The organism is Vibrio sp. St2, from assembly GCF_947311885.1.
Classification (GTDB): domain Bacteria; phylum Pseudomonadota; class Gammaproteobacteria; order Enterobacterales; family Vibrionaceae; genus Vibrio; species Vibrio coralliilyticus.
Genome location: NZ_CAMZNA010000014.1, coordinates 55,214 through 77,357, shown reverse-complemented (window position 1 = coordinate 77,357; position 22,144 = coordinate 55,214). Strand labels below are relative to the sequence as shown.

Here is a 22,144-nt window from a genome sequence, read left to right as displayed (position 1 = left end):
TTCCCCCTTAGTTCAGTTGGTAGAACGGCGGACTGTTAATCCGTATGTCGCAGGTTCGAGTCCCGCAGGGGGAGCCAAATTCAAGAAAAAGACGTCTTCGGACGTCTTTTTTCGTTTCAGCAGCCCTTAGACTCTATACAGCGGTGCTTCCTCTCCTTTGATTTACTAGGCCTTCCCTGCATACCTAGCCTCAAATCTTAAACGCAAGGTAATCACATAATTCGCTCAAACCGCTCCCTTCATTTTTGCACTCTCTTACCGTTTAAAAGCCCAATAAACAACGGGATACGTAATTAGGTAATTTATCAACAATTATAAATAAAAAAACAATTTAGCTTTATTCCGTACTATTCCGTGCATTTCCTTTCGCTTTTGTCGTTTGTATCTCTACCTTAACCGCCACTTTCACCGTGATGTGAAAGCGAAAACAACAAAAGAGTTAGCCAATCGCTAGCGTTAAATGTAGGAAACACACTATGCAAAACAAATCCTTAAAACTGGTTACTTTCGGTGTCTTGATGGCGACAACAGCAATCACTGCTAATGCTTCAGAGAACTATGATTATTTCATTGGCCTTGATGCAGGTGCCCGCATTAGCGGTACAATCGAAGTGGAAACCAATGGCGTCAATCAAGGCCAAGATATGTCATCCTCCGCGGTGTTTGGTTTGCGTGGTGGTGTTATCTTCAATAATGCTCACCAACTAAGTCTAGGTTATGACTATCGTGGTACGAGTGAAGAAAACAACTCAGATAGCGACCTTGAAGTCGGCACTCTCTATACAAGGTACGACTACCTTGTGCCAATCACGGAGAAACTTTCCTGGACCTTAGGTGGCAAGCTGGGCTACGAAATGTTCAATGCGAGCTACGATACACACGAACTGGATGGAGTAGTGCTGGGAGCACAAACAGGACTAAACTACCAATTTGAGCAATGGAGTGTTGGTACAGAAGTCAGTTACCTGTACCACACTACAGAACTAACTAATGAAGAAGGGAACACTAAAACAACATCAAAACTAGGTGACGAAGTTTTCTTGATGACGAATATCCAATATCACTTTTAAATTCGGCCCAAATAAACTGTCCAAATATCTCCCGATCCATCGGGAGATATCATTGTCGTGCGAATCTGTAATGCTCGTTAAGCGCACTGCTCAACTTTACCTTGTTCTGTTTTTGCCTTTGGCTTGGATGTTTTTTTCGCAGCGTCTAGATTAACGACTTCCTCTGTGGAGACATTCTTTGAGTTCCCTAGAAAGACGCCGCCTTTCTGAATGGTAAATTCTGTAGCAGACACTTCTCCCTCAAGGTAGCCATGTTCTAGAATCTCTAAGCTTTTAGTGTAAACCTTGCCAAGGAAGCGGCCATTGATAATCAGACGTTCAGCACGAATCGAACCGTCAACAGATCCAGTCGCACTAATGGTGACACTACGATCGGTTTCAATGCTGCCCTTTATTTGACCATCTATCTGGATGTTACAAGTAAGCTTGAGTTGTCCTTCAATATAGCCTCCTTCCGCGATGACAGTTTGAGAGCAGTGGCTATTTGATTCTCGATTCTGTTTACCAAGTAATCCCATTTTACGTCCTTATTCGATTCGAAAATCGAGTCAAAGTTATTCATTTCCCATTTGGTGAAAGGCAATGGATCCAGAGAGCGCCCCACCAAACGAACCTCATAATGCAGGTGATACCCAGTCGATAACCCAGAGTTACCCGACAGGCCAATCAAATCACCTTTCTTAACGTAATCTCCACGCTTCACCTTGAATGCACTCAGGTGAGAGTAAGAAGAAGTAAAACCGAATGAGTGCGCCAGTTTTAAGAAATTGCCTGAGCCTTTATTACTTTTTCTCGCCACTTCGATAATGCCATCAGCCGGAGCGTAGATGGGAGTTCCAGCATTAACCGCGTAATCAATACCATGATGCATGGCTTTCATTTTGGTGACTGGATGCACCCTGCGACCGTAATGGGAAGAAAGATAACCCGCTTTAACTGGTCGTCCATTGGGTATCAATTGCATCATCTGATGACGAACTGCAGTACTAAGCGCCGCGCTATCAACTCTATCTCTTAAATCTAAGGACTCGTTGGAAAGCTCTAGCGCAGACTCAATATCACGCAGTTTGTCCGTCACGTAAGCGAGATCTTGCTTCTTTCTCGTCAGGTGGCTTTCTAAGTCACTCTGAAATTCGTGTGAGCGTATTAACTCTTTTTCGAGAGAATAGGCTTTACTCAACAGTTCACTTTTTTCCCGTTCGGAATCAGAAGCATCGCCCGCTAGAATCGACAAAAGTCCAAGCAAGGTAAAGAACACCACAGCAATAAATAACAGCGAGTACTTAATCCCTGTAATAGCCCGGAACGATAGATTAAAAAAGCGCGTTCCCTCAATGCCAGTGACCATAACGGTTAAGTGATTAGATTCCATACTTTCTCAATGACACACTCTTACAATCATTAAAGTGAGAGGAATTCTATCAGGGCAAAATGACGCGAGAAGAGTCAGGTTTCCAATTCGGAAACCTTATCCCAGAGATAAAAATTGGATTTAATTGCGATTCAAAACAGGTCGCTTAGGCTATTTTGGTCCTGAAAACAGAGTCACAACTACTCAGCAACTTTCTCGCGATTAAAACGCTTCATGTCACTGGCAAATTGCTTAAAATCAATGCGTTTAACCAACGCAGCACAGACAGGAGGAAGTGGTTCAAACATAAACACACTGTCGTGATGGAGAAGATTATCAAAAATGAGGGTAAGGTTGTCTTTGTTAGACAAACCCGTAGAAAGAAATAGTGCATGGATTTTCGCCACACTACTCACTTTGTCGAGCTTACGGGTAAAGCTATCCAGCACAGACTCCGCGCTTTGTCGTGCCCCCGTGAGGAATTCAGCATGAAGCTGAATTAATGCCAGATGCTGACTCTCACTTTCCGTGAGCTTGTGACGGGACATTTCTTTAACAACCTGATCAAATTTCTTCTCATACAAGCCACTCCCCTCTTCACTTCGCATCCAAAGCATTAGCAATGCGAACAGATAGTTCAGGGTGTGCTGGGCAACGTCTCGATTGATCAGTTTGGCGGTATTAAGACCAGAAGAGAAGTGAACCAGAGCATCATCATATCGACCGGCGGCAATGCTCATCAAAGCCAGCGATGTTTGATGAGCCAAACTAAGCCCCCAACGTGAGCCCGAACGAGTCAACAGGCGGTAAGCATCCTGTATGCTGCCATTTTGCAGCATCAGCAACGTCCCTATCTCGTCAAATGGCTGACCGAGTTGAAACTTGGCAGAATTGAACTTGTTATACAGCTCCAGCGCATCGTCTGACTGAGCATTTAATACCAGTGCATTGAGAAACAGACTGATCTCTAGAGAATAATCTCGCTTGCCCGCCTCTTTTATCAAAGCACCATATAGCTCCGTGGCTTGTTTTAGTTCACGTTTTACCAAGTGATGGTGGGCACGATTGAGTTTGAAATCATACTGATATTCAAAGTAGTGCTGCTCAAAGAATTGGTAGCGCTTTTCCATCTCGTCAGCACACTCAATATCGTTGCGCTGAAGCAGAGGCCAAACCTTATTCTTCTTCTCAAACACCTTGCGGATAAGAACACTGATATCCCGCTGATTATCTTCCGGCTTGAGGTGGACATCACCAAAGTAATATGAGCTGTCACGGATACTGCTATCCGCGCAATCCATAATGATTGTCGAGCGCTCATCTATAGTCTTCGACTTTCTCAACTCAAGAATCAGATCCTGTGACTTAACCGTGTTTTTGCGAAAGCTCTGATCACAAATCAGAATATCAAAACGGCCATGGAACGTCCGATTAAGCGCTTCATGTGGGGAATTCAGATGAATAATCTTGTGTTGCTTGATTCCCAAAGAGAGCATAAGACTAGATATGCTAATGTTTTTATTCGGAAATTCTTTGATGATAAGGACATTTGCATCTCTTAACTTAAGCATACCAACCTTTCTCTCCTCCTTAGGGTAAATCAGGCTTGATGCAGTTTAAGGTGACGCAAAGCCTTGCGGGTGACGAATTATTGAGCTTTTTGCGCGAATCGGCTATTGATAATCTCTTCTAACGCGAGCTCTTCCTTGTGTCGAATGTCAGAATTGTGCTCTTCCTTCCAACGTTCGAGAGTATTTTCCAGACCTTTGACTCTGAGGTGCTTATTTTCAAGCTGTTTTTGCAACGACGTGCATTGCGCTTGCATCACCTCCTGCTCATGTTCCTGATGGACAATCAGCTTATGAAGCATCTGATCCACACGGCTACGATTGAGCAATGCCTCTCGATGTAAAGCCATAACATGACTCGATCGTGGTTGCGTCTGGCGCTTCAATTCCATCAGTTGTTGTAAACGCTGCTCAGCTACTGTGTGCTGTTGGCGAAGCGATTCCAACTGCGCAGACATTCTATCTCGATGCTTTTGCTGAATTTTCTGAAACTTCTCCACAGCACGCAATTTCGCTTCCATACGTTAATTCCTAATTTGATTGAAAGAGCTGCGCCAGTTCTGTCAGGCTTTGAGGAAAATCCACAGAGCAGTCTGCCGCTTGCTGAAGGTATGCCGTCAGCTGTGGATACAAAGCCACCGAACGATCCAGTTCTGGATCTTGTCCTGGTTGGTAACCTCCCAGTGGCAGTAGGTCTTTAACTTGAAGGTAATTCGAATAAGTCTTGCGAAATTCATTGGCCAAGGTCAGGTGGGCAGGTTGTGAGCAAGCCGTCATACAGCGGCTCACCGAAGCATTAACATCAATCGCCGGATAATGTCCTTGTTCTGCCAGTTTACGAGATAAAACGACATGACCATCAAGAATGGCACGCGCAGAATCAACCACTGGATCTTGCTGATCATCACCTGCGGCAAGAATGGTATAGATGGCAGTCAGGCTACCATTGGGGTTTTCACTGTTTCCGGCACGTTCAAGTAACTGCGGCAAGGCATTAAATACCGATGGTGGATAGCCTCGGGTGGCGGGTGGTTCACCCAGAGAGAGGGCAATTTCTCGCTGCGCCATCGCATAACGAGTCAGAGAGTCCACCATTAGCAAGACATCTTTACCCTTATCGCGAAAATACTCTGCAACTCGATGGCATAACAACATGGCTCTAAGACGCATCAGCGGCGATTCGTCTGCTGGCGCAGCAATGATAATCGCTTTGTCACGCGCTTCAGGAGTCAAGTTAGACTCAATGAATTCACGGACTTCACGACCACGTTCACCAATCAGGCCTACTACAATGACATCCGCTTCCGTGTTTTGGGTAATCATTCCCATCAAAACACTTTTCCCTACGCCACTGCCCGCCATTAACCCAATACGCTGACCTTTACCTACCGTAAGCAGGCCATTGATCGCTCGTACCCCAACATTGAGCGGTGAATCAACGGGTCTACGCTTTAGAGGGTTGATTGGTTTAGGCTCAAGTGAAACGCGATCACCTCCTTGCAAGACAGGTCCATCGTCAAGGGCTTCACCTAGCCCATTCACCACGCGTCCCATCCAGTTTTCGCTGAGCTGAACTGTGCTGTCTCCATCCAGTGGAATCACTTTCGCTCCCGCAAATAATCCGCCAAGACGACGAATTGGCATCAGATAAGCGATGGTATGATCAAAGCCCACAACTTGTGCTTCAATCATGTCACCTTCCGCCGTCTCAACTAGGCAACGCTGCTCAAGCTTAAAGCGACACCCTACCGCTTGCAGCATCAGTCCTGTGACTTTTACCAGTCGCCCCGTGACCCTAGCCACGGGAATGGAATCCAGCGAAGCAATGGCTTCACTGGTTCGTTCAGACAGAAGATCAAATGCGAGCGTATTACTCATTGTCAGCTTCAACCACAGGTGTCACTTCTTCGAGCAAGTGCTCTTTGACGTTGTCCATGCAAGCTTGGAAGCGCGAGTCACAGCTGGCGTCCGCCTCAGCATCATCGGTCACCAAATGACACCCGCCAGTCGGCAGTTCTGGATTGGCGACCAGCTTCCATTCTTTAGGTAATTCCGCATTGATTTGAGTGATGCGGTCAAGATCCTGAGGGTTAAGGTGAACGGTTACTTTCTCTGTTTTTCCGGGCATCGCTTCGAGTGTTTCATCAACGAGCGCTAGGATTTGTTGTGGCATCAAAGTCAGCTCTGCTCGAATCACCTGTTGTGCGACCTTTTGTACCAGTTCGCAAATAATGTGTCGCTGCTGTTGCTCACGCTCAGACTGCCAACGTGACAAGGTTTGATAAAGCTCATTTACTGGCTTAGTCGCTTCAAGAAATGTCTGCTTACCGGACTGTTCACCCGATACGAAGCCTTTCTGGAAACCTTCTTTCTGGCCTTCCAGTAAGCCTTGCTGTTTCCCCTGACTCAACCCTTGACGGAGGCCTTCTTCATGTCCCTGTTCGAGACCTGTCTGGAACCCTTCTTCAAGCTTTTGTTGCAGGTCTATCTGGGATTCCTGCCAGGAATCATCGATGGCAAATTCATCATCGCTTGCCATTGGCTGCGCCAGTGGTGGAAAGCGATGAATGCGATAACCTGATGCTGGAACTTGCAGTAAATTGGATTTCACTAGTGACATGCTTTACTCCACTGTAGGTTCGTCATAAAGCACGAGTTCGATTTCACCCGCCTCATCCAGCTCACGTACGATCTGCATGATCTCTTGTCTGGCGCGCTCCACTCGACTTAGTGGTACCGCACCGCGAATTTCCATGTCGTCTTCCAGAGCTTTGACCATGCGCTGTGGCATTGCACTCTTAATAGTTTGCTGAAGAAGAATCTCTGCACCTTTCAGAGCCACACCCCAAAGTTCGAGTGGAACTTGCTGAACCAAGCGATCCATTGTTTCTTCTCTCTGTCGACCTAGCACCATGAAGTCGAACATATTCTGCTCAATTTCACTCACCACTTCTTCATCGTGCAACTTGAGCATTTCCATCAGTGAACCACGGTCACCTTCAAAACGGTTAATGATGTCCGCCACTTGTTTAACTCCAGAGAGCGGAGCACTCTGACTGACCGAGACTTGTTCAATACAGCGTTCAATCAGGTCATTCAGATCGCTCGCAACCTGATGGTCAATATCCTGAAGCTGAGCAATCCGATACAGGAGTTCATCATGGTAGTCTTCAGGTAAATGCTTGAGCACTGTTGACGAGCTTTCCGGTGGCAGATAGGCAAGAAAAATCGCCTGCATCTGCGGGTGCTCATTAGATATGAATCGAGCTAAAACCTCAGCTTCGACCCACTGTAAGCGCTGCATATTATTGCGAATCTCATCACCGTATAGGTTGTTGAGGAGCCCTTTGGCTAAGTCATTACCCAGCGCTTTACGCAGTGTGTTCGACAGATACTCTTTTGACGCCCCACGGATGCCACTGTGTTGACGAAAGTCCTCAAAGAAGTGCTGGATAACGCCGTTGGCACTATCACTTTTTATCCCACTCAATTTCGCCATTGCTTTTGTCACACGCTGGGTTTCATCTCGAGTGAAGTTACGCAACACTTTGGCAGCGGCGTCTTCACCCATGCCGAGAAGAACCAGAGCGGTTTGCTCTACGTGACTAAGCGTTGCTTTCTGCTTTGACTCTGCTGTGTTCATTCACATTTACCCATTGTTTTAGTACTTCGGCGACTCGTTCAGGTTCTTCGTTAGCAATTAACTGCAAGTGTTTCAACTGAATCTCCAGTGGCGATCCGGCTGGTGGTAACATGTCATTCCCCACGTCCAGACCAGAGGAAGCGGCAATGCCTTTTTCAGATAACTTGCGATTCAGTGCTTCTTCACGTTCACGTTCTTCACGCGTTTGCAGATTGTCGAAAATAGGCTCTTCCTGAGGTTCAGCGAACTCCAATTCTTGAGAGCGCATATCGGCACCCGTCAGATGCATGATAAGTGGGCGCAGCACGAAGAAAATCATCGCCATACCCAGCATGCCTCCTATCACGTAACGCATCGGCTGCTGAATCGTTGGATCCTGCCACCAAGGAATGGTCGGTGGCGCTTCAATCGCTAGCGGTGTAAAGCTAAAACTCATCAAACTGAGGCTGTCACCACGGTCAGCTGCAATACCCACAGCGTCAGTGACCATAGTAGAAATCTGAGCTTTTTCGTCCGCAGTCCAAGCTGTACCATTTGGCGCCGCGGCCTCATTGAGCAAGACAGAAACACTGAGCTTTTCGATCTGGCCCTGTTGATAGTGTGTGCGGCGTACACTGCTGCCCACAGCGTACTGACGGTTTACTTCAGAGCGAGCATTGGTGTTCTGACTATCCTGTGTCGGTACTTCCCCAGTTACCGGAGGCTGATTGCTCAAGGTTCCCGGAACGCCTAACGCAATCTGATCAATCGAGTTGTTGGAGATGGTGTGCTCATTACGAACAATTGGTGTGTTATCAAGAATTTCCTGAGTTTCTTCCACCTGACTAAAATCCAGATCCGCCGCTACCTGTACGCGGAAGTTACTCGGTCCGACAATCGGTGTCAGCATGTCGGAAGCGCGCTGAATAATTTGTTTCTCAACGTTCTTCTGATATTCAAGATACTTGGCATTGACTTTACCCGCTTCCGCTGAGGCAACATCAGCACTAAGTAAACGACCATACTGATCAATCACCGACACCTGTTCTGGCTTCATCCCAGTCACGCTGCCGACAATCAGATTAATAATCGCTTCGACCTGTTCCGGTTTCAGATCTTCACCAGGTTTGAGTTCAAGCATGACCGATGCTGAAGGCGCTTCGCTGTTTTGTCGAACAAACAGTGTTTGACGCGGTATGGCTAGATGAACTCGGGCATTAGAAACCGCATTGAGAGAGATAATGGTACGTATCAGTTCACCTTCCAAACCATGACGATAGCGTGCGGTTTCCATGAACTGACTGGTTCCAAGAGAACTGTCTTCTTTGAGTGAATCCAAACCTGTTGGCAGTTTGGCTTTCACTCCCTTTGCCGCCAGCAACATACGGATTCTGGCGACTTCACCTTCTGGCACTAGTACTTGGCCATTTTGCTCTTGAAGTCGGTAATTTATGCCTTCAGATTCAAGGACAGAGACGATTTCACCGGTATCAAATCTTTCTTGCTGACTGTAAAGTGGTCGGTAGCTCTGTGTTGAGCTCCAAAGAGCCACCACAATGATTGCAGCCACAATCGCGGCCAAAACAGCAGACAGAACCAGATTTCTCTGGCTGTTTGACCACAGCTGCTTCAATTTATGAGTGAAGTCTTCCATTCCTCGCGAGGAGGAAGTTTGTGTGCTGGCAGCGCTAAATGTCCCGCCACCTGCAACTTGGGTAGTTAAGTCTGACATGGGTTACACCGGCATCTTCATAATATCTTCAAACGAGGTCACGACCTTGTTGCGTACCTGCATCAAAGCGTTGAATGACAGGCTGGCTTTCTGGCTAGCAATCATTGCTCCGACTAAATCATCGCTCTGACCCGTTTCTACCGCGGTCATTTTTTGGCTGGCAGCCGATTGATGCTGATTGACCGTATCAAGCACATTGGTCATCGCTGTGGAAAATGAAAGAGGCTGATTCACCTGCTGCACATCAAGTGGATTAGCAGAAACCACGAACTCCGGTTGAATCTGAGCGCGCATTGCATCCATCTTGGATAGCATTAGCTGTTCTGCGGTCATCGCACTGTTTATTGGTTGACTTGCCATAACTTATCCTCCTTAAGCAGCCGAGCCTAGGGCCGACTGTAGATCAATACCTTGTTCGCGCATTGCCGCTAATTTGTAGCGCAAAGCGCGCGTAGTGACGCCAAGTGCGTTTGCTGTCTTGGTGCGATTGCCGCCATACTGGCGAAGTTGTTCGAGAATATACTGGTACTCAGCTTGTTTCTTAGCCTCGACATGCCCCATGCTCTGAGAAGGCGTCGATGTCTGGACAGGGCTGATTAACTCAACTGGTAACATCAGATCATGCGCAGTAATGTAGTCACCGTGTCGCATGACTAATGCTCGTTGGATAACGTTTTCCAGCTCTCGAATGTTTCCGGGCCAGTGATACTGACTGAGCGCCATCATGGCATCTTGAGATAGGTGACACTGACTGCCATCTTGATATTTGTTAATGAAGAACTGACTGATCGGCAGGATGTCTTCGCTGCGCTCTCGCAGTGGAGGCCAATGCAAGGGTAAAACATCCAATCGATAATAAAGATCCTCACGGAACGTGCCATTTTTCACTTCTTCGCGCAGATCTTTATTCGTGGCGGCAATGACCCGAATATCAAGCTGAATCGGCTTATGACTACCCACTCGCTCAACTTCACGCTCCTGAAGTACGCGCAATAGTTTGGCCTGAACCGCTGGCGACATCTCACCAATTTCATCCAGCAGTATCGTTCCGTTGTTCGCTTCTTCAAACTTACCGCTTTGCGAGTGAGTGGCACCAGTGAAAGCACCTTTCACATGGCCAAACAAGACCGCCTCAAGCATAGATTCGGGGATGGCGGCACAGTTTACTGCGATAAAAGGGCCACTTGATCGTGGAGAATGCTCGTGGACATAACGCGCCAGCACTTCTTTACCGGTTCCAGATTCTCCGGTAACCAAAACACTGGCATTCGTGCAAGCTGCACGGTGAGCTAGCTGAAGTACCTGTTTGCTCCGCCATGATTCGGCAACAATGTTTGCCATTGGTTTGCCAATCACCTCAACACGACGCAGTAGGTTTACTAATTGGCTGTTTTCAAAAGGACGAAGCAGGTAATCCGTCGCACCAGCTTTCATTGTTTCAGCGGCTAAGATTCCCTGCTCTTGTTCAACGATTGCAATAGCAACGCCATTGCTTGATGTCTTTTGGTGACAACTGACGAACTCTCTGACGCACATGTCAGGCAAATTTGAACTCACCAAAGTAATCGGCGCAGCACCCTCAAGCAGTGCACTTCGCCCAGTCCGAGAATGAGTCACACGGTAACCCGAATCCTCTAACACTCTAATGACTGGCTGAGCAAATTCATCCTTTGGCTCAACTAACAAGATATTTGTCTCTGCCATCTTTAAGCCTTTTCCCTATCGTTCATTTTTATATTTTGTTTTGGTACTACTGCTTCATCATTGCGCACCAGCCTTAAAGTCACGCGGCGGTTCTTAGCCTGCCCTTCTGGTGTTGAATTACTAGCGATGGGGTATCGAGAACCATGAGACCGTACTTCTATTCTTGCGGCCTCTACGCCAGATTTTTTAAGTGCTTTCGCAACCAAATCTGCTCGTTGCTTAGAGATGGTTAGGTTAGCGACGTTGGAACCGACGTTGTCGGTGTAGCCATCGATCAATACTTTGCTGATGTTTTTGTCGGCGCGCAGATAAGTGTAAAGCGCACCCAGAGTATTCGTTTGTTGGGCGGTTAAGTGACGTTGGCCTAGATCAAATGAGAGAGTGAGGTTTCGGGCTTGAGCATAGGACATGCCCGGTAACGATGATTGGCAACGACGAAATTGGGCTAATGCTTTCTGAATGCGAATCGTCGGCAAAATATAAGTCATGCTATCGGAAGCGTCCCTTCCGCCAAAAGCAAACTTTATCCAATGTCCTGATTCAATATTGTTTAATAAGCCATCAATATTATGCTGAAACGTAGAACGCTGATTATTAATGGCGGCATTCTGACTTATGAGCCTGAGTTCATTTACCGCACTCCATGGTGCTGGAGAACTATATAACTTAGCGCTGTTCCAATTTTTATTGTTTTTTTCCACTTGAGAGTGGAAATATATTTTACTGACTTCTTCAGAGCGGAAATAAAACTTCCCATAGGAAGAATCTTCATACTTCAAATTACACGCTAAGCTACTTCCTTTATAAAGCCAATTTACTTCATCCATAGGGACTTCAACCTCAGTGTCAGCGAGAGAAGAAGAACAATGAAAGAGTAAAGCTAATAAAAATATTTTCGGAGCTTTCGTGTTCATGATGTTATATGAGTGCCATTAAATAAACAGAAGAATCATCCATTCGAATTAAATAATTTATCTCTTGGAATTTCGAGAAATTGGAACTTGTTTATATATTGACCGTTAGTTCATGACATCATCGCGATGTAATTAACATGTAACAAATCAATAAAAATCATTTAAAACCATAAAGATAAAACAGAACAAGTGACTGATAACGACAAAAAATCGTCATTCATCATTTGTATGTATCGCAAACTAACCTGTTTTATTTTTGATGAGAAGATATATATAACGACTTAAAATCAACATATGGAGTAAAGTCACAAATTTTATAAATCGGGGTTATTTAGAACAAAAAATTCTATGTAGACTTGCGCCAATTGAGTTAGAAAATTTAAAAATCGCTTTGTCAAGACACGGTAAAATATAAATGGAAAGTAGCAGCAAGATATCTATTCCAGATTATCAGCCTCTAAGCATAGAGTCGTTAGGGAAACCTATTCACGTTATTCGAGATAAATTGGATGATTTAATATCTACCTCGTGTAATGGCCTGACGTATGAGCTACAAAACTGGTTAAAAACTCATCATGCAGAAGCTAATATAAATCTAGTTTCACTGCATACTTTTACATCAAGTGAAATGGATAAGTCTTTTATCAGTACTTTCCGACATGATGGTGGCGGGCGAGTATTTATCCATACCGATAGCCAGACACTAATTAAATTAGCTGACAGCTTTTACGACGCAAAAATGGAAAGAAGCCATACTTCACTTAACAATAGTGACTTGCGGCTTCAGGAAAAAATCGGACGGCTGATCATCAACTGGCTGGCTCCAGAGGAAATGTGGTCTGACTGCGAATTCGAGCCAGCACAGGGAACTGGTCTTTACGCCACCATTGACGTCAACCTCAACGACCACCAAGGCACCATACACGTTAAGCTAGATGAACTGCTTGTTGCCACATTGACAGAACAGCTGGACCTACAACCCAAAGAGTCAATGTACGAACCTTTCTGTCAATCTCTTGCTTCGACTCCCGTCAAGCTCAATGTCTTACTTAGTAAAAAAACCATGCCGCTCAGTGAGTTGATTTCACTGCAGCCTAACGACGTATTACCCATCGAATTATTGTCTTCAGCTCCCGTCAGTATTGGCCAAGAACATCTTTTTTCTGGTCGAGTCGCGGAGAATGATGGGCAGCTAGTTTTAATTCTTAATCAAGATAAGGAATCTTTTTAATGAGCGAGACAACAGAGACCACCGCATTTAATGGTGAAGAACTGAACTTTGATGACTTTCAATTAGAAGATACACACACCGACATTCTCGATGCTGCAGTACCAACTCCTGAACGTGATCTGAGCTTTTTCAAGAATATTCCTGTTACCGTAACTTTGGAGGTTGCCAGTAAAGATATCGCCTTGGGCGATCTGATGAAAGCTGGAGAAGGCAGTGTCATAGAGCTCGACAAACTCAATGGCGAACCTCTGGACGTTAAAGTCAACGGCTCTCTGATGGGCCATGCGGAAGTGGTTGTCGTGAACGAAAAATATGGTCTGAGACTGATTGATATCGTCGATTCAGCTCTAACTTCTGCGGTTCAGTAAAGGTCCACCGAAACATGACTAAGTCATCTTCCTTTCAGGGATGGGGGATCCTAATCGGTTTGGTTAGCCTGCTCTTCGCTTTCCCTTCTGTTGCGAATGAGTCAGGCTTAACCATTTTGTCTGTCAGTGACGGAGCAACCCAACAAGAATACAGTGTAAAACTGCAGATTCTGTTATTGATGACAGCCCTGAGTTTTCTTCCTGCATTTATTCTGATGGCCACCAGCTTTACCCGCATTATTGTGGTTCTCGCGATCCTGCGTCAGGCGTTAGGGCTCCAACAAAGCCCACCTAACCGAGTGCTAGTCGGTATTGCACTCGCGCTGTCGCTACTGATCATGCGCCCTGTCTGGACAGACATTTACCAGAATGCTTTCCAGCCATACGACAATGGTGAAATTACTTTAATGCAGGCGTTTTCCGTTGCAGAAAAGCCCGTACGCAATTTCATGTTGGCACAAACTCAGCAGACATCTCTGGAACAAATGCTGCGCATTGCTAATGAGCCACTCGATACCGCGCTGGAGGACATCTCATTTGCCGTGGTACTGCCCGCTTTTGTCATCAGTGAGCTCAAAACCGCTTTTCAAATTGGCTTCATGCTGTTTATTCCGTTTCTAATCATTGACCTTGTCGTCGCCAGTGTCCTCATGGCAATGGGCATGATGATGCTATCGCCGCTGATCATCTCACTTCCATTCAAGCTGGTGGTGTTTGTTCTGGTCGATGGCTGGGCCATGACGGTCGGCACATTATCCGCCAGTTTTGGGTAGCAGGAGTTCACATGACACCAGAAATGACCGTCACCCTGTTTTCCAATGCGGTATGGCTGATCATCACCATGGTCGCAGTGCTGGTTGTGCCCGGTCTGATTGTCGGCCTTGGCATTGCAATTTTTCAGGCCGCCACGCAAATCAATGAGCAAACACTGAGCTTTCTACCAAGGCTTCTGGTCACGTTACTCATGGTAATTTTTGCTGGGCACTGGATGCTACGTAAAATCATGGAGCTGTTCGACTACCTGTTCCACAATATTCCAGGAATGATTGGCTGATGGAGGTCAATTTCGCAGAAATCTCTCGCCTCCTTGGTCAGCTATGGTGGCCTTTCTTCCGTATAGGCGCGGTATTTATCTCCATGCCTTTCTTTGGTGACTCATTGATACCCGTCTGGGTACGTAGCTTACTGGCGCTCTCGATCGTGATGATCTCTGCTCCTTTGATGCCGCCAATGCCAGCGGTCGAGTTTTTCTCGATGACTTCGCTGTTTCTCGCCTTCGAACAAGCCATTTGGGGATTATTCTTTGGCCTGATTTTGCACATGCTGTTTACCATTTTTACGACGCTGGGCCAGATAGTCTCAATGCAGATGGGCTTGGGCATGGCGATGATGAACGACCCTGTCAACGGCATGTCCGTGGCAATTCTTGGTCGTATCTTTCTGATTTTCTGTACCTTACTGTTTTTATCTCTCGAAGGTCATTTAGTGGTACTCGATGTGCTTATCCAGAGTTTTGTTGTCTGGCCGGTCGGTTCCGGTCTGACTTCAGCTTCTCTGCAAGGCATCGTTAATTTATTCAGTTGGATGTTTGCATCTGCACTGGCACTCGCCCTTCCAGCCATTGTCTCCATGTTGTTAGCAAACATCAGCTTTGGTGTGATGAACCGAGCAGCACCTTCATTGAATGTCTATGCATTAGGCTTTCCAATGACCATGCTGCTAGGGCTATTCAGCGTGCTCATTTCTGTGTCTGGTGTGCCGAGCCGATATACTGTGCTGGTCAACGACACCCTACGTTTTCTGAATCAATTCATGGTGGGGGGCGGATGAGCGAACAATCCTCTCAGGACAAAACCGAAAAAGCTTCCCCGCAGAAAATCAAGAAAGCGCGTCAGGAAGGTCAGATTCCCAGAGCGAAAGAGTTCACGACTGCCGCTATTTTTCTCGCTGTTGCCGTGTATTTCTATAGTCAACTTCCAGTAATTTGGGAAAGCATTGCGGGTATCTTTCGCTTTAACATGGCGCTGACTAAACAGGATTTAGCGAATCCTAAGCAAATGGTTGAGCAGCTCGGCCACAGCCTCGGCATGATCATTACGCTGCTTTTGCCAATGTTTGTCGTGATTATTGCCGTTACGCTTGCCAGTACTATGGTGCTGGGTGGATGGATGTTCCGTTTAGCGAACGCTTTTCCAAAGCTGAGTAAACTTAACCCTCTCAGCGGAATAAAACGGATGTTTTCAACGCGTTCACTGGTTGAACTGCTGAAATCGACCCTCAAAGTACTGGTCATTTTTGGCGTGCTCTACGCTTATCTAGATAACCACCTACAACCTTTATTGGGCATGCAGCGACTTTCGCTGGAGCAAGGTGTGGTTAACGTCATGCAAATTCTATTCGATGGTCTGTTAATGATGGGGTTTGCGTTACTACTATTCGGCGTTATTGACATCCCCTACCAACGCTGGGAGCACATGAAAGAGCTCAAAATGACCAAACAAGAGCTCAAAGAAGAATACAAAAACAACGAAGGACGCCCTGAGGTCAAGCAGCGTATTCGCCAAATTCAACAACAATTTGCTCGGCGTAAAATCGATAAGATGGTACCGACAGCGGATGTGGTCATCACCAATCCGACCCACTACGCCGTAGCAATGAAGTATGACCCTGCGTTATCAGACGCCCCATTTGTGGTTGCCAAAGGCGTGGACGAAACAGCGATGCATATTCAACGTATCGCTCGTGAAAATCAGGTTGAAATCGTCAACTCGCCACCGCTTACCCGTTCCATTTACTACACCACTGCGATTGAACAGGCCGTTCCAAGCCAGCTATATATCGCGGTGGCGCATATTCTGACGTATGTCATGCAACTCAAAGCATTCCGTACCGGAAATGGTGAAAAGCCAATGCCTTTACCTCACTTCACCATTCCAAAGCATTTGCAACACTGATCATCCGTATTTACCCAAGGACACCAACCTATGCTCAATCGGTTAAAACAGATACAACATTCCACAAAAGGCTTTGTCGGTATTCCGCTGGTCTTACTAATGGTGCTGGCTATGGTCATCTTGCCACTGCCGCCATTGCTATTGGATGCCTTGTTCACTTTTAATATCGTGCTCGCCATTTTGGTGCTGTTGGTCAGTACAACGGCTAAACGCCCACTCGACTTTTCCATTTTCCCAACCATTTTGTTGGTGGCGACACTATTGCGACTGACGCTCAACGTCGCCTCAACTCGAGTCGTCCTGCTCGAAGGTCACAATGGTGGTGATGCCGCAGGTAAAGTCATTCAGGCCTTTGGTGAGGTAGTGATCGGCGGCAACTATGTAGTCGGTATGGTGATTTTCGTCATCTTGATGATCATCAACTTCGTGGTTATCACCAAAGGTGGTGAACGTATTTCAGAAGTATCAGCACGTTTTACGCTTGACGCTTTACCTGGTAAGCAAATGGCAATCGATGCGGATCTCAATGCGGGTTTGATCGATCAGGAAGCTGCCCGTCAGCGCAGACGTGAAGTGGCGAATGAAGCTGATTTCCACGGTTCTATGGATGGTGCGTCAAAGTTTGTTAGAGGTGATGCTATCGCCGGATTGCTGATCCTGTTCATTAACATCACAGGTGGTATCAGCATCGGTGTATTTGAACACGGACTTGCTGCCTCCGAGGCCTTTAAAACCTATGCGCTACTGACTATTGGTGACGGCTTAGTAGCCCAAATACCCTCACTACTTTTAGCAACCGCAGCAGCCATTATCGTTACTCGCATCAACGACAGCGACAACGATATGTCAGAAACCATGCAAAAGCAGTTATTGGCATCACCGGCTACTCTGTTTACCGTATCAGCGGTGATGTTAATCATCGGTATGGTACCGGGCATGCCTCATCTCGCCTTCTTTACTTTTTCCGCTGTGCTTGGATTTGCAGCCTGGCGTCAACAAAAAAGCCCCGTTCATGATGCTCAGATTGAAGACGTCGAAGTACTCACTCAGGCCATGCAACAGGAAGAAACTCCGCTAAGCTGGGAAGACATTCCACATGTACACACACTGTCTTTAGCACTCGGTTATCGACTGGTTCATCTGGTCAACAAAGAACAAGGCGCGCCACTCACCCAGCGAATCCGCGGTGTAAGGCGTAACCTGTCTGAGCAAGTCGGCTTCTTGCTACCGGAAGTGCGTATTCGTGACAACCTGAGCCTAAAACCCAACCAATACACCATTTCACTCAACGGAGAAACGATAGAGCAAGGCTTTATCGAGCCAGAGCGTTTGATGGCGATTGCTGTTGGCGAGACGTATGGCGAAGTCGATGGCATTCTTGGCAGCGACCCTGCCTATCAGTTGCCAGCAGTTTGGATTGAGCACACAGATAAAGCCAAAGCGCTCAATATGGGTTATCAGGTGGTAGATGATGCGACTGTCATCGCAACCCATATCAGTAAAGTGATCAAAACCCACCTTTCAGAGCTGTTTAATCACGATGATGTTGATGCCATGATGCAGAGGCTGACCCAGCAAGCGCCGAAGCTGGCAGAAGCTCTTGGCGCAGCACTCAATCCAGCACAGCAGCTGAAGGTGTATCGTCAACTTTTGCTTGATCAGGTGCCTTTGCAAGATATTCGTACTATCTCGAACACCATGCTTGAATCGTCTGAAAACACCAAAGACCCGATACTTCTGGCGGCTGATGTGCGATGCGCATTGCGCCGTACTCTGGTCAACTTGATCGCAGGTCAGAAAGTGGAACTGAAGGTGTATGCACTCTCCGATGAACTGGAACAAATGCTGATGACATCTCTTCAGCAGGCACAAGCAAGTGGCACGGTGAACCTCGACAGTTTCCCTGTGGAACCTAACATTCTGGCTCAGTTTCAACAAAATTTACCTTTGATTAAACAGCAGCTAAAACAGCAAGGGCTGGCACCAATACTCCTGGTTATGCCGCAGCTTAGACCGCTGATTGCCCGCTATGCTCGCACGTTTTCTCAAGGATTGGCGGTATTGTCATACAACGAAATACCAGAAACAAAACAAATCAACGTGGTAGGAAACCTTGGCTAACCTCAACTCACATCAGGCGATGTACAGATACATCGCCAAGCTCATGGAAGAGCACCTTAAGACCGAAGATGATCAAATCATCCATGAAGCATTGGTCCACAACGACATCCGGCATGCGTGTCAGGCTATCCGCTCTGCCGACTCAGGCGAAGTCGAATTTCAGCACCTGACACTCAGGTTTGGCGGTGACGGAGAACAAAGTGTGTATCAATTCGACCTGTCTCAAAAGGTCAAATACTGCCTAGATTTGTTCAGCCTGTACCTAGCGCTGCGCCAGACCCGCTTTCAACTAGATACATTTCATCCGGACTTAATCAGCAACGTCGTCGTCCCCCTTCAGGTCGAAGCTCTTGTCTGGCCGCAGGGTGAACATTTTTTGCAGCAAGTTATTCTCTGCCATAAGAAAGCGTTCGCGCATGTTATTCCTTCACTGCAACTTAGCCATTCATTAGGGTTTGCCTCGTCGGTAGAAAACCTGATCGAGCTTGTCGCAGAATATGCTTATGCGCTGTGGTTTGAAGTTGCTCCACCCTGCCCTTTACTTGAGCAGTTGGCTTGCTATGAGCCTGCAATGCTGAAACTCTCGGTGTCACTGGAAGATAAAGAGGACCGAATGGCCTTTTTGCCCATCGTTCGTTTTCTGAAAAAGCATAAACTAAAGTGGGTCGCCAGTCGGGTTGCCAGCCAAAAAGAGCTGAACCAATACAAATTACTTGGCGCTAGTTACTATTTTGGTTACTTCAGTGATATCCCAACCTCACTCTCTTTTAAGACGTTTACCAACGAATACGAAGCCTAGTTAATCCACTAATTGGCGCTAACAGCACCAATTAGTGGAATCAACCTCACTAAATCAGCGCCAATTCTCTAAATATTCCAGTAATTTAAACTTTTTAATTAATCTTCGATATTTATCGTCCGCCTCCTGTTAGTGACCAGGGAAATCCTGAAGCCAAAATCTGAGTATTGTGAAAAACGAAGGAGACCATAATGGCTTTATCAATGCACACTAACTACGCATCACTAGTTACACAGAACACACTAAGCAGCACAAACGATCTACTCTCTACCGCTATGGAGCGCCTAAGTACTGGTATGCGTATCAATTCTGCAGCGGATGATGCAGCAGGTCTTTCTATCGCAAACAAACTTGAAGCACAAACTCGTGGTATGTCTGTTGCAATGCGTAACTCTCAAGACGCAATCTCAATGCTGCAAACGGCAGACGGCGCACTAGAGGAGCTGACTAACATTGCTTACCGCATGAAAGATCTTGCTACACAATCTGCGAACGACACGAATGGAGCTTCAGAGCGAACAGCACTAAACGCAGAATATGCGGAGCTAGGTAAAGAAGCAGAACGTATCTTGACTGAGACTTCATACGGCGCAGGCCAAAAGCTTCTATCAGGTGGTAAACTAGGTGCTGCAGTTCAATTCCAAATCGGTACGTCAGCAACAGAAATTTTACAATTAGACATCTCAACTGATTTAGGTAACATTAAATTCGATGCTGCCTCTATTGGCGACATCACAGACCTTGCTAACTCAACAACAGCAATCGGCACTGTTGATGGTCTGTTTGACACTATCAACAAAGTGCGTTCATCACTAGGTGCTAATATCAACCGCCTAGACCACACCATCAATAACCTAGCAAACGTATCTGAAAACACGGCTGCTGCGAAAGGTCGTATCACAGACGCAGACTTCGCTGTGGAATCTTCAAACATGACGAAGAACCAAATGCTAATGCAAGCCGGTACAACAGTTCTTGCTCAAACGAACCAAATGCCTAGCATGGCAATGTCTCTACTTCGCTAATTGGCAAGAGACACTCTTCTATTTATTTACTCCAGTGATTTTAGCCTCCCTTGCGGAGGCTTTTTTTGTTTTAAGACTCCTAGTCAAAACCTTTTTCATTTAACAAACCCTGCCATTTGGTCGCCTTAAAACATTGAGCAAAGCTGAGTTTCATTCAAGGAAGCAGCGGAACTCAGCAATGGGAAGTCGTACTTCCGCAAAACCAAGAATGAATGCATAAGTCATTGATATTTAAAAGCTAACTGCATGGCATTCATCTTGCTATTTCTCTAATTAAATCAGAAAGATGATGGTGGTATGAACCACAACGGTCATACACAAAAGACAAGGGAGTACTCTGATGAGTTCGATCGATCCAGCAACCATGGCACAGCAACTGGCAACCTTTGATGTCCAGTCGTTCAAACAGCGCTACACCACTCAAGCCTCCCAGTATCAGTCTCAACTGGATGCACTTGGCAAAGTTGAATCGGCATTGCGTGAATTCCGGACTGCTGTGAATGAGATGAACAACAGCACATCAGGAATCATCAAAAATAGCGCAACCGTGTCGAGTGAGGGTTTCTTCACTGCCAGTGCTGACTCCAAAGCGCTCAAGGGCAGTTATCAGATTTTTGTTGAACAAGTCGCGACAACGCACCAGGTATCAACGGGCATGCCTGCCGATCTGGAGTCTACAACGGAAGTGCCTCTGACTGGCACGCTCGAGTTTAAAATCAACGGCGAGACAATGACGTTGGATCTTTCCACTCTGGACAGTGACGGAGATGGTAAGGCAACCATGGCTGACTTAACTTCGGCCATCAACAATGACCCCGATAATCCGGGCGTAAACGCCACCTTGGTTCGCTCAGGTGGCAAAACCCACTTCATGCTCTCCAGTGAAGAAACTGGGGTAGCAAACAAGATTGAAGTCTCGGCGACAGGGACTGGACAGAGTTGGTTTGAAGATGCCTTCACCAACCTCAATCAAATCAGCGAAGCAAAAGACGCCATCATTTGGCTAGGGGCGAAAGACTCAGGCCTTAAACTCGAAGGCAGTAGCAATACGTTTAGTGATGCTATTGATGGCCTCGACATCACTGTCAGCAAAGCCCAAGAAACCAGCGAATCGCCGTTAACCCTCAGCGTCGGTGGTGACAATGACGCCACTAAAGAGCAGGTCAACAAATTTATCGACGCCTATAACAAGTTGATGTCGACCGTTGACGAATACACCAAAGTAGACACGGAAAACAACACTCGGGCTGTTCTAGCCAGTGACCCTACCCTACGAGCGATTGAAAGCCAGGTGAAGTCTGTTGTGCGTGGAGATTTCGGTGGCCTTCGCCTGAGTCAGGTCGGTATTGAGATCGATCGTGACGGAAAAATGAAGCTCGATTCAGAAAAGTTCGAGCAGGCTCAAATCGATAACAGTACAGGCCTTGAAGCAATGTTCAACGGTGACGGCAACCTGCTAGATAGCATCGACACCATCATCGAGCCTTACCTGCAGTTCTCTTCCGGTTTGTTTAAATCTCGAAAAGACGCACTAAAGCAGAACATTGATCGCATCAACGACAAACAGGTCGTGTTGGACCGTAAATACGATATGGCTTACGACCGCTACCTCAAACAATTCACCCAAATGAACACCATTATGCGCCAAATGAACCAAACCATGTCGATGTTTGGTTAACGGACAC

Annotated in this window: 22 protein-coding genes and 1 tRNA gene; 12 read left to right on the top strand and 11 right to left on the bottom strand. The window is 46.5% G+C overall.

The features are described from left to right. The first annotated feature begins 1 nt into the window (after position 1). Together QMA41_RS23395 and QMA41_RS23390 are read left to right on the top strand one after the other, a co-directional pair. Positions 2-77, top strand: a tRNA-Asn gene (locus tag QMA41_RS23395). A 399-nt stretch (positions 78-476) separates the two neighbouring features. After that, a complete protein-coding gene (locus QMA41_RS23390; protein WP_281630721.1) occupies positions 477-1,070 on the top strand; it encodes a transcriptional regulator in 594 nt (197 codons plus the stop codon). 77 nt (positions 1,071-1,147) lie between these two features. On the opposite strand, the gene QMA41_RS23385 is transcribed toward QMA41_RS23390, so the two are convergent. From QMA41_RS23385 to QMA41_RS23335, 11 genes are all read right to left on the bottom strand, one after another. Further along, positions 1,148-1,588: a polymer-forming cytoskeletal protein gene (locus tag QMA41_RS23385; RefSeq protein WP_129542192.1), complete on the bottom strand. Its 441-nt coding sequence runs from the start codon at positions 1,586-1,588 to the stop codon at positions 1,148-1,150. After that, on the bottom strand, positions 1,474-2,442 hold the full coding sequence (locus QMA41_RS23380; protein WP_021458195.1) for a M23 family metallopeptidase: 969 nt from the start codon (positions 2,440-2,442) through the stop codon (positions 1,474-1,476). The genes QMA41_RS23385 and QMA41_RS23380 overlap by 115 nt, the downstream gene beginning before the upstream one ends. A gap of 179 nt (positions 2,443-2,621) precedes the next feature. After that, positions 2,622-3,992, bottom strand: coding sequence for a hypothetical protein (locus QMA41_RS23375; RefSeq protein WP_043008837.1), 1,371 nt, complete (start codon positions 3,990-3,992; stop codon positions 2,622-2,624). A gap of 77 nt (positions 3,993-4,069) precedes the next feature. Next, complete coding sequence (locus tag QMA41_RS23370) at positions 4,070-4,510, bottom strand: flagellar export protein FliJ (RefSeq protein WP_099607516.1); 441 nt, start codon at positions 4,508-4,510, stop codon at positions 4,070-4,072. A gap of 10 nt (positions 4,511-4,520) precedes the next feature. After that, complete coding sequence (locus QMA41_RS23365) at positions 4,521-5,867, bottom strand: FliI/YscN family ATPase (protein ID WP_006963025.1); 1,347 nt, start codon at positions 5,865-5,867, stop codon at positions 4,521-4,523. Then, positions 5,860-6,609: a flagellar assembly protein FliH gene (gene fliH, locus QMA41_RS23360; protein ID WP_281630720.1), complete on the bottom strand. Its 750-nt coding sequence runs from the start codon at positions 6,607-6,609 to the stop codon at positions 5,860-5,862. Before fliH ends, QMA41_RS23365 begins: the two co-directional genes overlap by 8 nt. 3 nt (positions 6,610-6,612) lie before the next feature. Beyond that, a complete protein-coding gene (locus QMA41_RS23355; RefSeq protein WP_019275543.1) occupies positions 6,613-7,632 on the bottom strand; it encodes a flagellar motor switch protein FliG in 1,020 nt (339 codons plus the stop codon). Beyond that, positions 7,595-9,343 carry a flagellar basal-body MS-ring/collar protein FliF gene (gene fliF, locus QMA41_RS23350; protein ID WP_038156246.1) on the bottom strand — a complete coding sequence of 583 codons (1,749 nt, stop codon included), beginning with the start codon at positions 9,341-9,343 and terminating at the stop codon, positions 7,595-7,597. Before fliF ends, QMA41_RS23355 begins: the two co-directional genes overlap by 38 nt. 3 nt (positions 9,344-9,346) lie before the next feature. After that, positions 9,347-9,703, bottom strand: coding sequence for a flagellar hook-basal body complex protein FliE (gene fliE, locus QMA41_RS23345; RefSeq protein WP_006963029.1), 357 nt, complete (start codon positions 9,701-9,703; stop codon positions 9,347-9,349). A 12-nt stretch (positions 9,704-9,715) separates the two neighbouring features. Then, positions 9,716-11,047 carry a sigma-54 dependent transcriptional regulator gene (locus QMA41_RS23340; protein WP_006963030.1) on the bottom strand — a complete coding sequence of 444 codons (1,332 nt, stop codon included), beginning with the start codon at positions 11,045-11,047 and terminating at the stop codon, positions 9,716-9,718. Positions 11,048-11,049: 2 nt separating this feature from the next. After that, on the bottom strand, positions 11,050-11,961 hold the full coding sequence (locus QMA41_RS23335; RefSeq protein ID WP_281630719.1) for an OmpA family protein: 912 nt from the start codon (positions 11,959-11,961) through the stop codon (positions 11,050-11,052). Between the two features lie 415 nt (positions 11,962-12,376). On the opposite strand from QMA41_RS23335, the gene QMA41_RS23330 reads away from it, so the two are divergent. From QMA41_RS23330 to fliD, 10 genes are all read left to right on the top strand, one after another. Beyond that, the gene (locus QMA41_RS23330; RefSeq protein ID WP_038156250.1) at positions 12,377-13,192 is read left to right on the top strand and encodes a FliM/FliN family flagellar motor C-terminal domain-containing protein; all 816 of its coding nucleotides are present in this window, start codon (positions 12,377-12,379) and stop codon (positions 13,190-13,192) included. Further along, entirely contained in the window at positions 13,192-13,560 is a 369-nt protein-coding gene (fliN, locus tag QMA41_RS23325) for a flagellar motor switch protein FliN (RefSeq protein ID WP_006963033.1), read from the top strand. Before QMA41_RS23330 ends, fliN begins: the two co-directional genes overlap by 1 nt. 14 nt (positions 13,561-13,574) lie before the next feature. Further along, the gene (gene fliP, locus QMA41_RS23320; RefSeq protein WP_281630718.1) at positions 13,575-14,333 is read left to right on the top strand and encodes a flagellar type III secretion system pore protein FliP; all 759 of its coding nucleotides are present in this window, start codon (positions 13,575-13,577) and stop codon (positions 14,331-14,333) included. Between the two features lie 11 nt (positions 14,334-14,344). Further along, positions 14,345-14,614 (top strand): flagellar biosynthesis protein FliQ, encoded by a 270-nt coding sequence (fliQ, locus tag QMA41_RS23315; RefSeq protein WP_006963035.1) that lies wholly within the window; start codon positions 14,345-14,347, stop codon positions 14,612-14,614. Next, positions 14,614-15,390, top strand: a complete 777-nt coding sequence (gene fliR, locus QMA41_RS23310; protein WP_281630717.1) for a flagellar biosynthetic protein FliR — start codon at positions 14,614-14,616, stop codon at positions 15,388-15,390. Before fliQ ends, fliR begins: the two co-directional genes overlap by 1 nt. After that, on the top strand, positions 15,387-16,514 hold the full coding sequence (gene flhB, locus QMA41_RS23305) for a flagellar biosynthesis protein FlhB (protein WP_281630716.1): 1,128 nt from the start codon (positions 15,387-15,389) through the stop codon (positions 16,512-16,514). The genes fliR and flhB overlap by 4 nt, the downstream gene beginning before the upstream one ends. A gap of 30 nt (positions 16,515-16,544) precedes the next feature. Beyond that, positions 16,545-18,635 (top strand): flagellar biosynthesis protein FlhA, encoded by a 2,091-nt coding sequence (gene flhA, locus QMA41_RS23300; protein ID WP_281630715.1) that lies wholly within the window; start codon positions 16,545-16,547, stop codon positions 18,633-18,635. Beyond that, on the top strand, positions 18,628-19,434 hold the full coding sequence (locus QMA41_RS23295) for a diguanylate phosphodiesterase (RefSeq protein ID WP_281630714.1): 807 nt from the start codon (positions 18,628-18,630) through the stop codon (positions 19,432-19,434). The genes flhA and QMA41_RS23295 overlap by 8 nt, the downstream gene beginning before the upstream one ends. A gap of 191 nt (positions 19,435-19,625) precedes the next feature. Beyond that, positions 19,626-20,459, top strand: coding sequence for a lateral flagellin LafA (gene lafA, locus QMA41_RS23290; RefSeq protein ID WP_021458296.1), 834 nt, complete (start codon positions 19,626-19,628; stop codon positions 20,457-20,459). Positions 20,460-20,799: 340 nt separating this feature from the next. Further along, positions 20,800-22,137: a flagellar filament capping protein FliD gene (fliD, locus tag QMA41_RS23285; RefSeq protein WP_281630713.1), complete on the top strand. Its 1,338-nt coding sequence runs from the start codon at positions 20,800-20,802 to the stop codon at positions 22,135-22,137. Positions 22,138-22,144: the final 7 nt, after the last annotated feature.

Coding starts and splice junctions, on each gene's coding strand:
- fliR (WP_281630717.1), top strand. CDS start 14,614: ATGGAGGTCAATTTCGCAGAAATCTCTCGCCTCCTTGGTCAGCTATGG.
- fliN (WP_006963033.1), top strand. CDS start 13,192: ATGAGCGAGACAACAGAGACCACCGCATTTAATGGTGAAGAACTGAAC.
- QMA41_RS23335 (WP_281630719.1), bottom strand. CDS start 11,961: ATGAACACGAAAGCTCCGAAAATATTTTTATTAGCTTTACTCTTTCAT.
- fliP (WP_281630718.1), top strand. CDS start 13,575: ATGACTAAGTCATCTTCCTTTCAGGGATGGGGGATCCTAATCGGTTTG.
- fliE (WP_006963029.1), bottom strand. CDS start 9,703: ATGGCAAGTCAACCAATAAACAGTGCGATGACCGCAGAACAGCTAATG.
- fliQ (WP_006963035.1), top strand. CDS start 14,345: ATGACACCAGAAATGACCGTCACCCTGTTTTCCAATGCGGTATGGCTG.
- QMA41_RS23370 (WP_099607516.1), bottom strand. CDS start 4,510: ATGGAAGCGAAATTGCGTGCTGTGGAGAAGTTTCAGAAAATTCAGCAA.
- QMA41_RS23380 (WP_021458195.1), bottom strand. CDS start 2,442: ATGGAATCTAATCACTTAACCGTTATGGTCACTGGCATTGAGGGAACG.
- QMA41_RS23385 (WP_129542192.1), bottom strand. CDS start 1,588: ATGGGATTACTTGGTAAACAGAATCGAGAATCAAATAGCCACTGCTCT.
- fliH (WP_281630720.1), bottom strand. CDS start 6,609: ATGTCACTAGTGAAATCCAATTTACTGCAAGTTCCAGCATCAGGTTAT.
- QMA41_RS23340 (WP_006963030.1), bottom strand. CDS start 11,047: ATGGCAGAGACAAATATCTTGTTAGTTGAGCCAAAGGATGAATTTGCT.
- flhA (WP_281630715.1), top strand. CDS start 16,545: ATGCTCAATCGGTTAAAACAGATACAACATTCCACAAAAGGCTTTGTC.
- QMA41_RS23390 (WP_281630721.1), top strand. CDS start 477: ATGCAAAACAAATCCTTAAAACTGGTTACTTTCGGTGTCTTGATGGCG.
- flhB (WP_281630716.1), top strand. CDS start 15,387: ATGAGCGAACAATCCTCTCAGGACAAAACCGAAAAAGCTTCCCCGCAG.
- QMA41_RS23355 (WP_019275543.1), bottom strand. CDS start 7,632: ATGAACACAGCAGAGTCAAAGCAGAAAGCAACGCTTAGTCACGTAGAG.
- lafA (WP_021458296.1), top strand. CDS start 19,626: ATGGCTTTATCAATGCACACTAACTACGCATCACTAGTTACACAGAAC.
- fliD (WP_281630713.1), top strand. CDS start 20,800: ATGAGTTCGATCGATCCAGCAACCATGGCACAGCAACTGGCAACCTTT.
- QMA41_RS23375 (WP_043008837.1), bottom strand. CDS start 3,992: ATGCTTAAGTTAAGAGATGCAAATGTCCTTATCATCAAAGAATTTCCG.
- QMA41_RS23365 (WP_006963025.1), bottom strand. CDS start 5,867: ATGAGTAATACGCTCGCATTTGATCTTCTGTCTGAACGAACCAGTGAA.
- fliF (WP_038156246.1), bottom strand. CDS start 9,343: ATGTCAGACTTAACTACCCAAGTTGCAGGTGGCGGGACATTTAGCGCT.
- QMA41_RS23330 (WP_038156250.1), top strand. CDS start 12,377: ATGGAAAGTAGCAGCAAGATATCTATTCCAGATTATCAGCCTCTAAGC.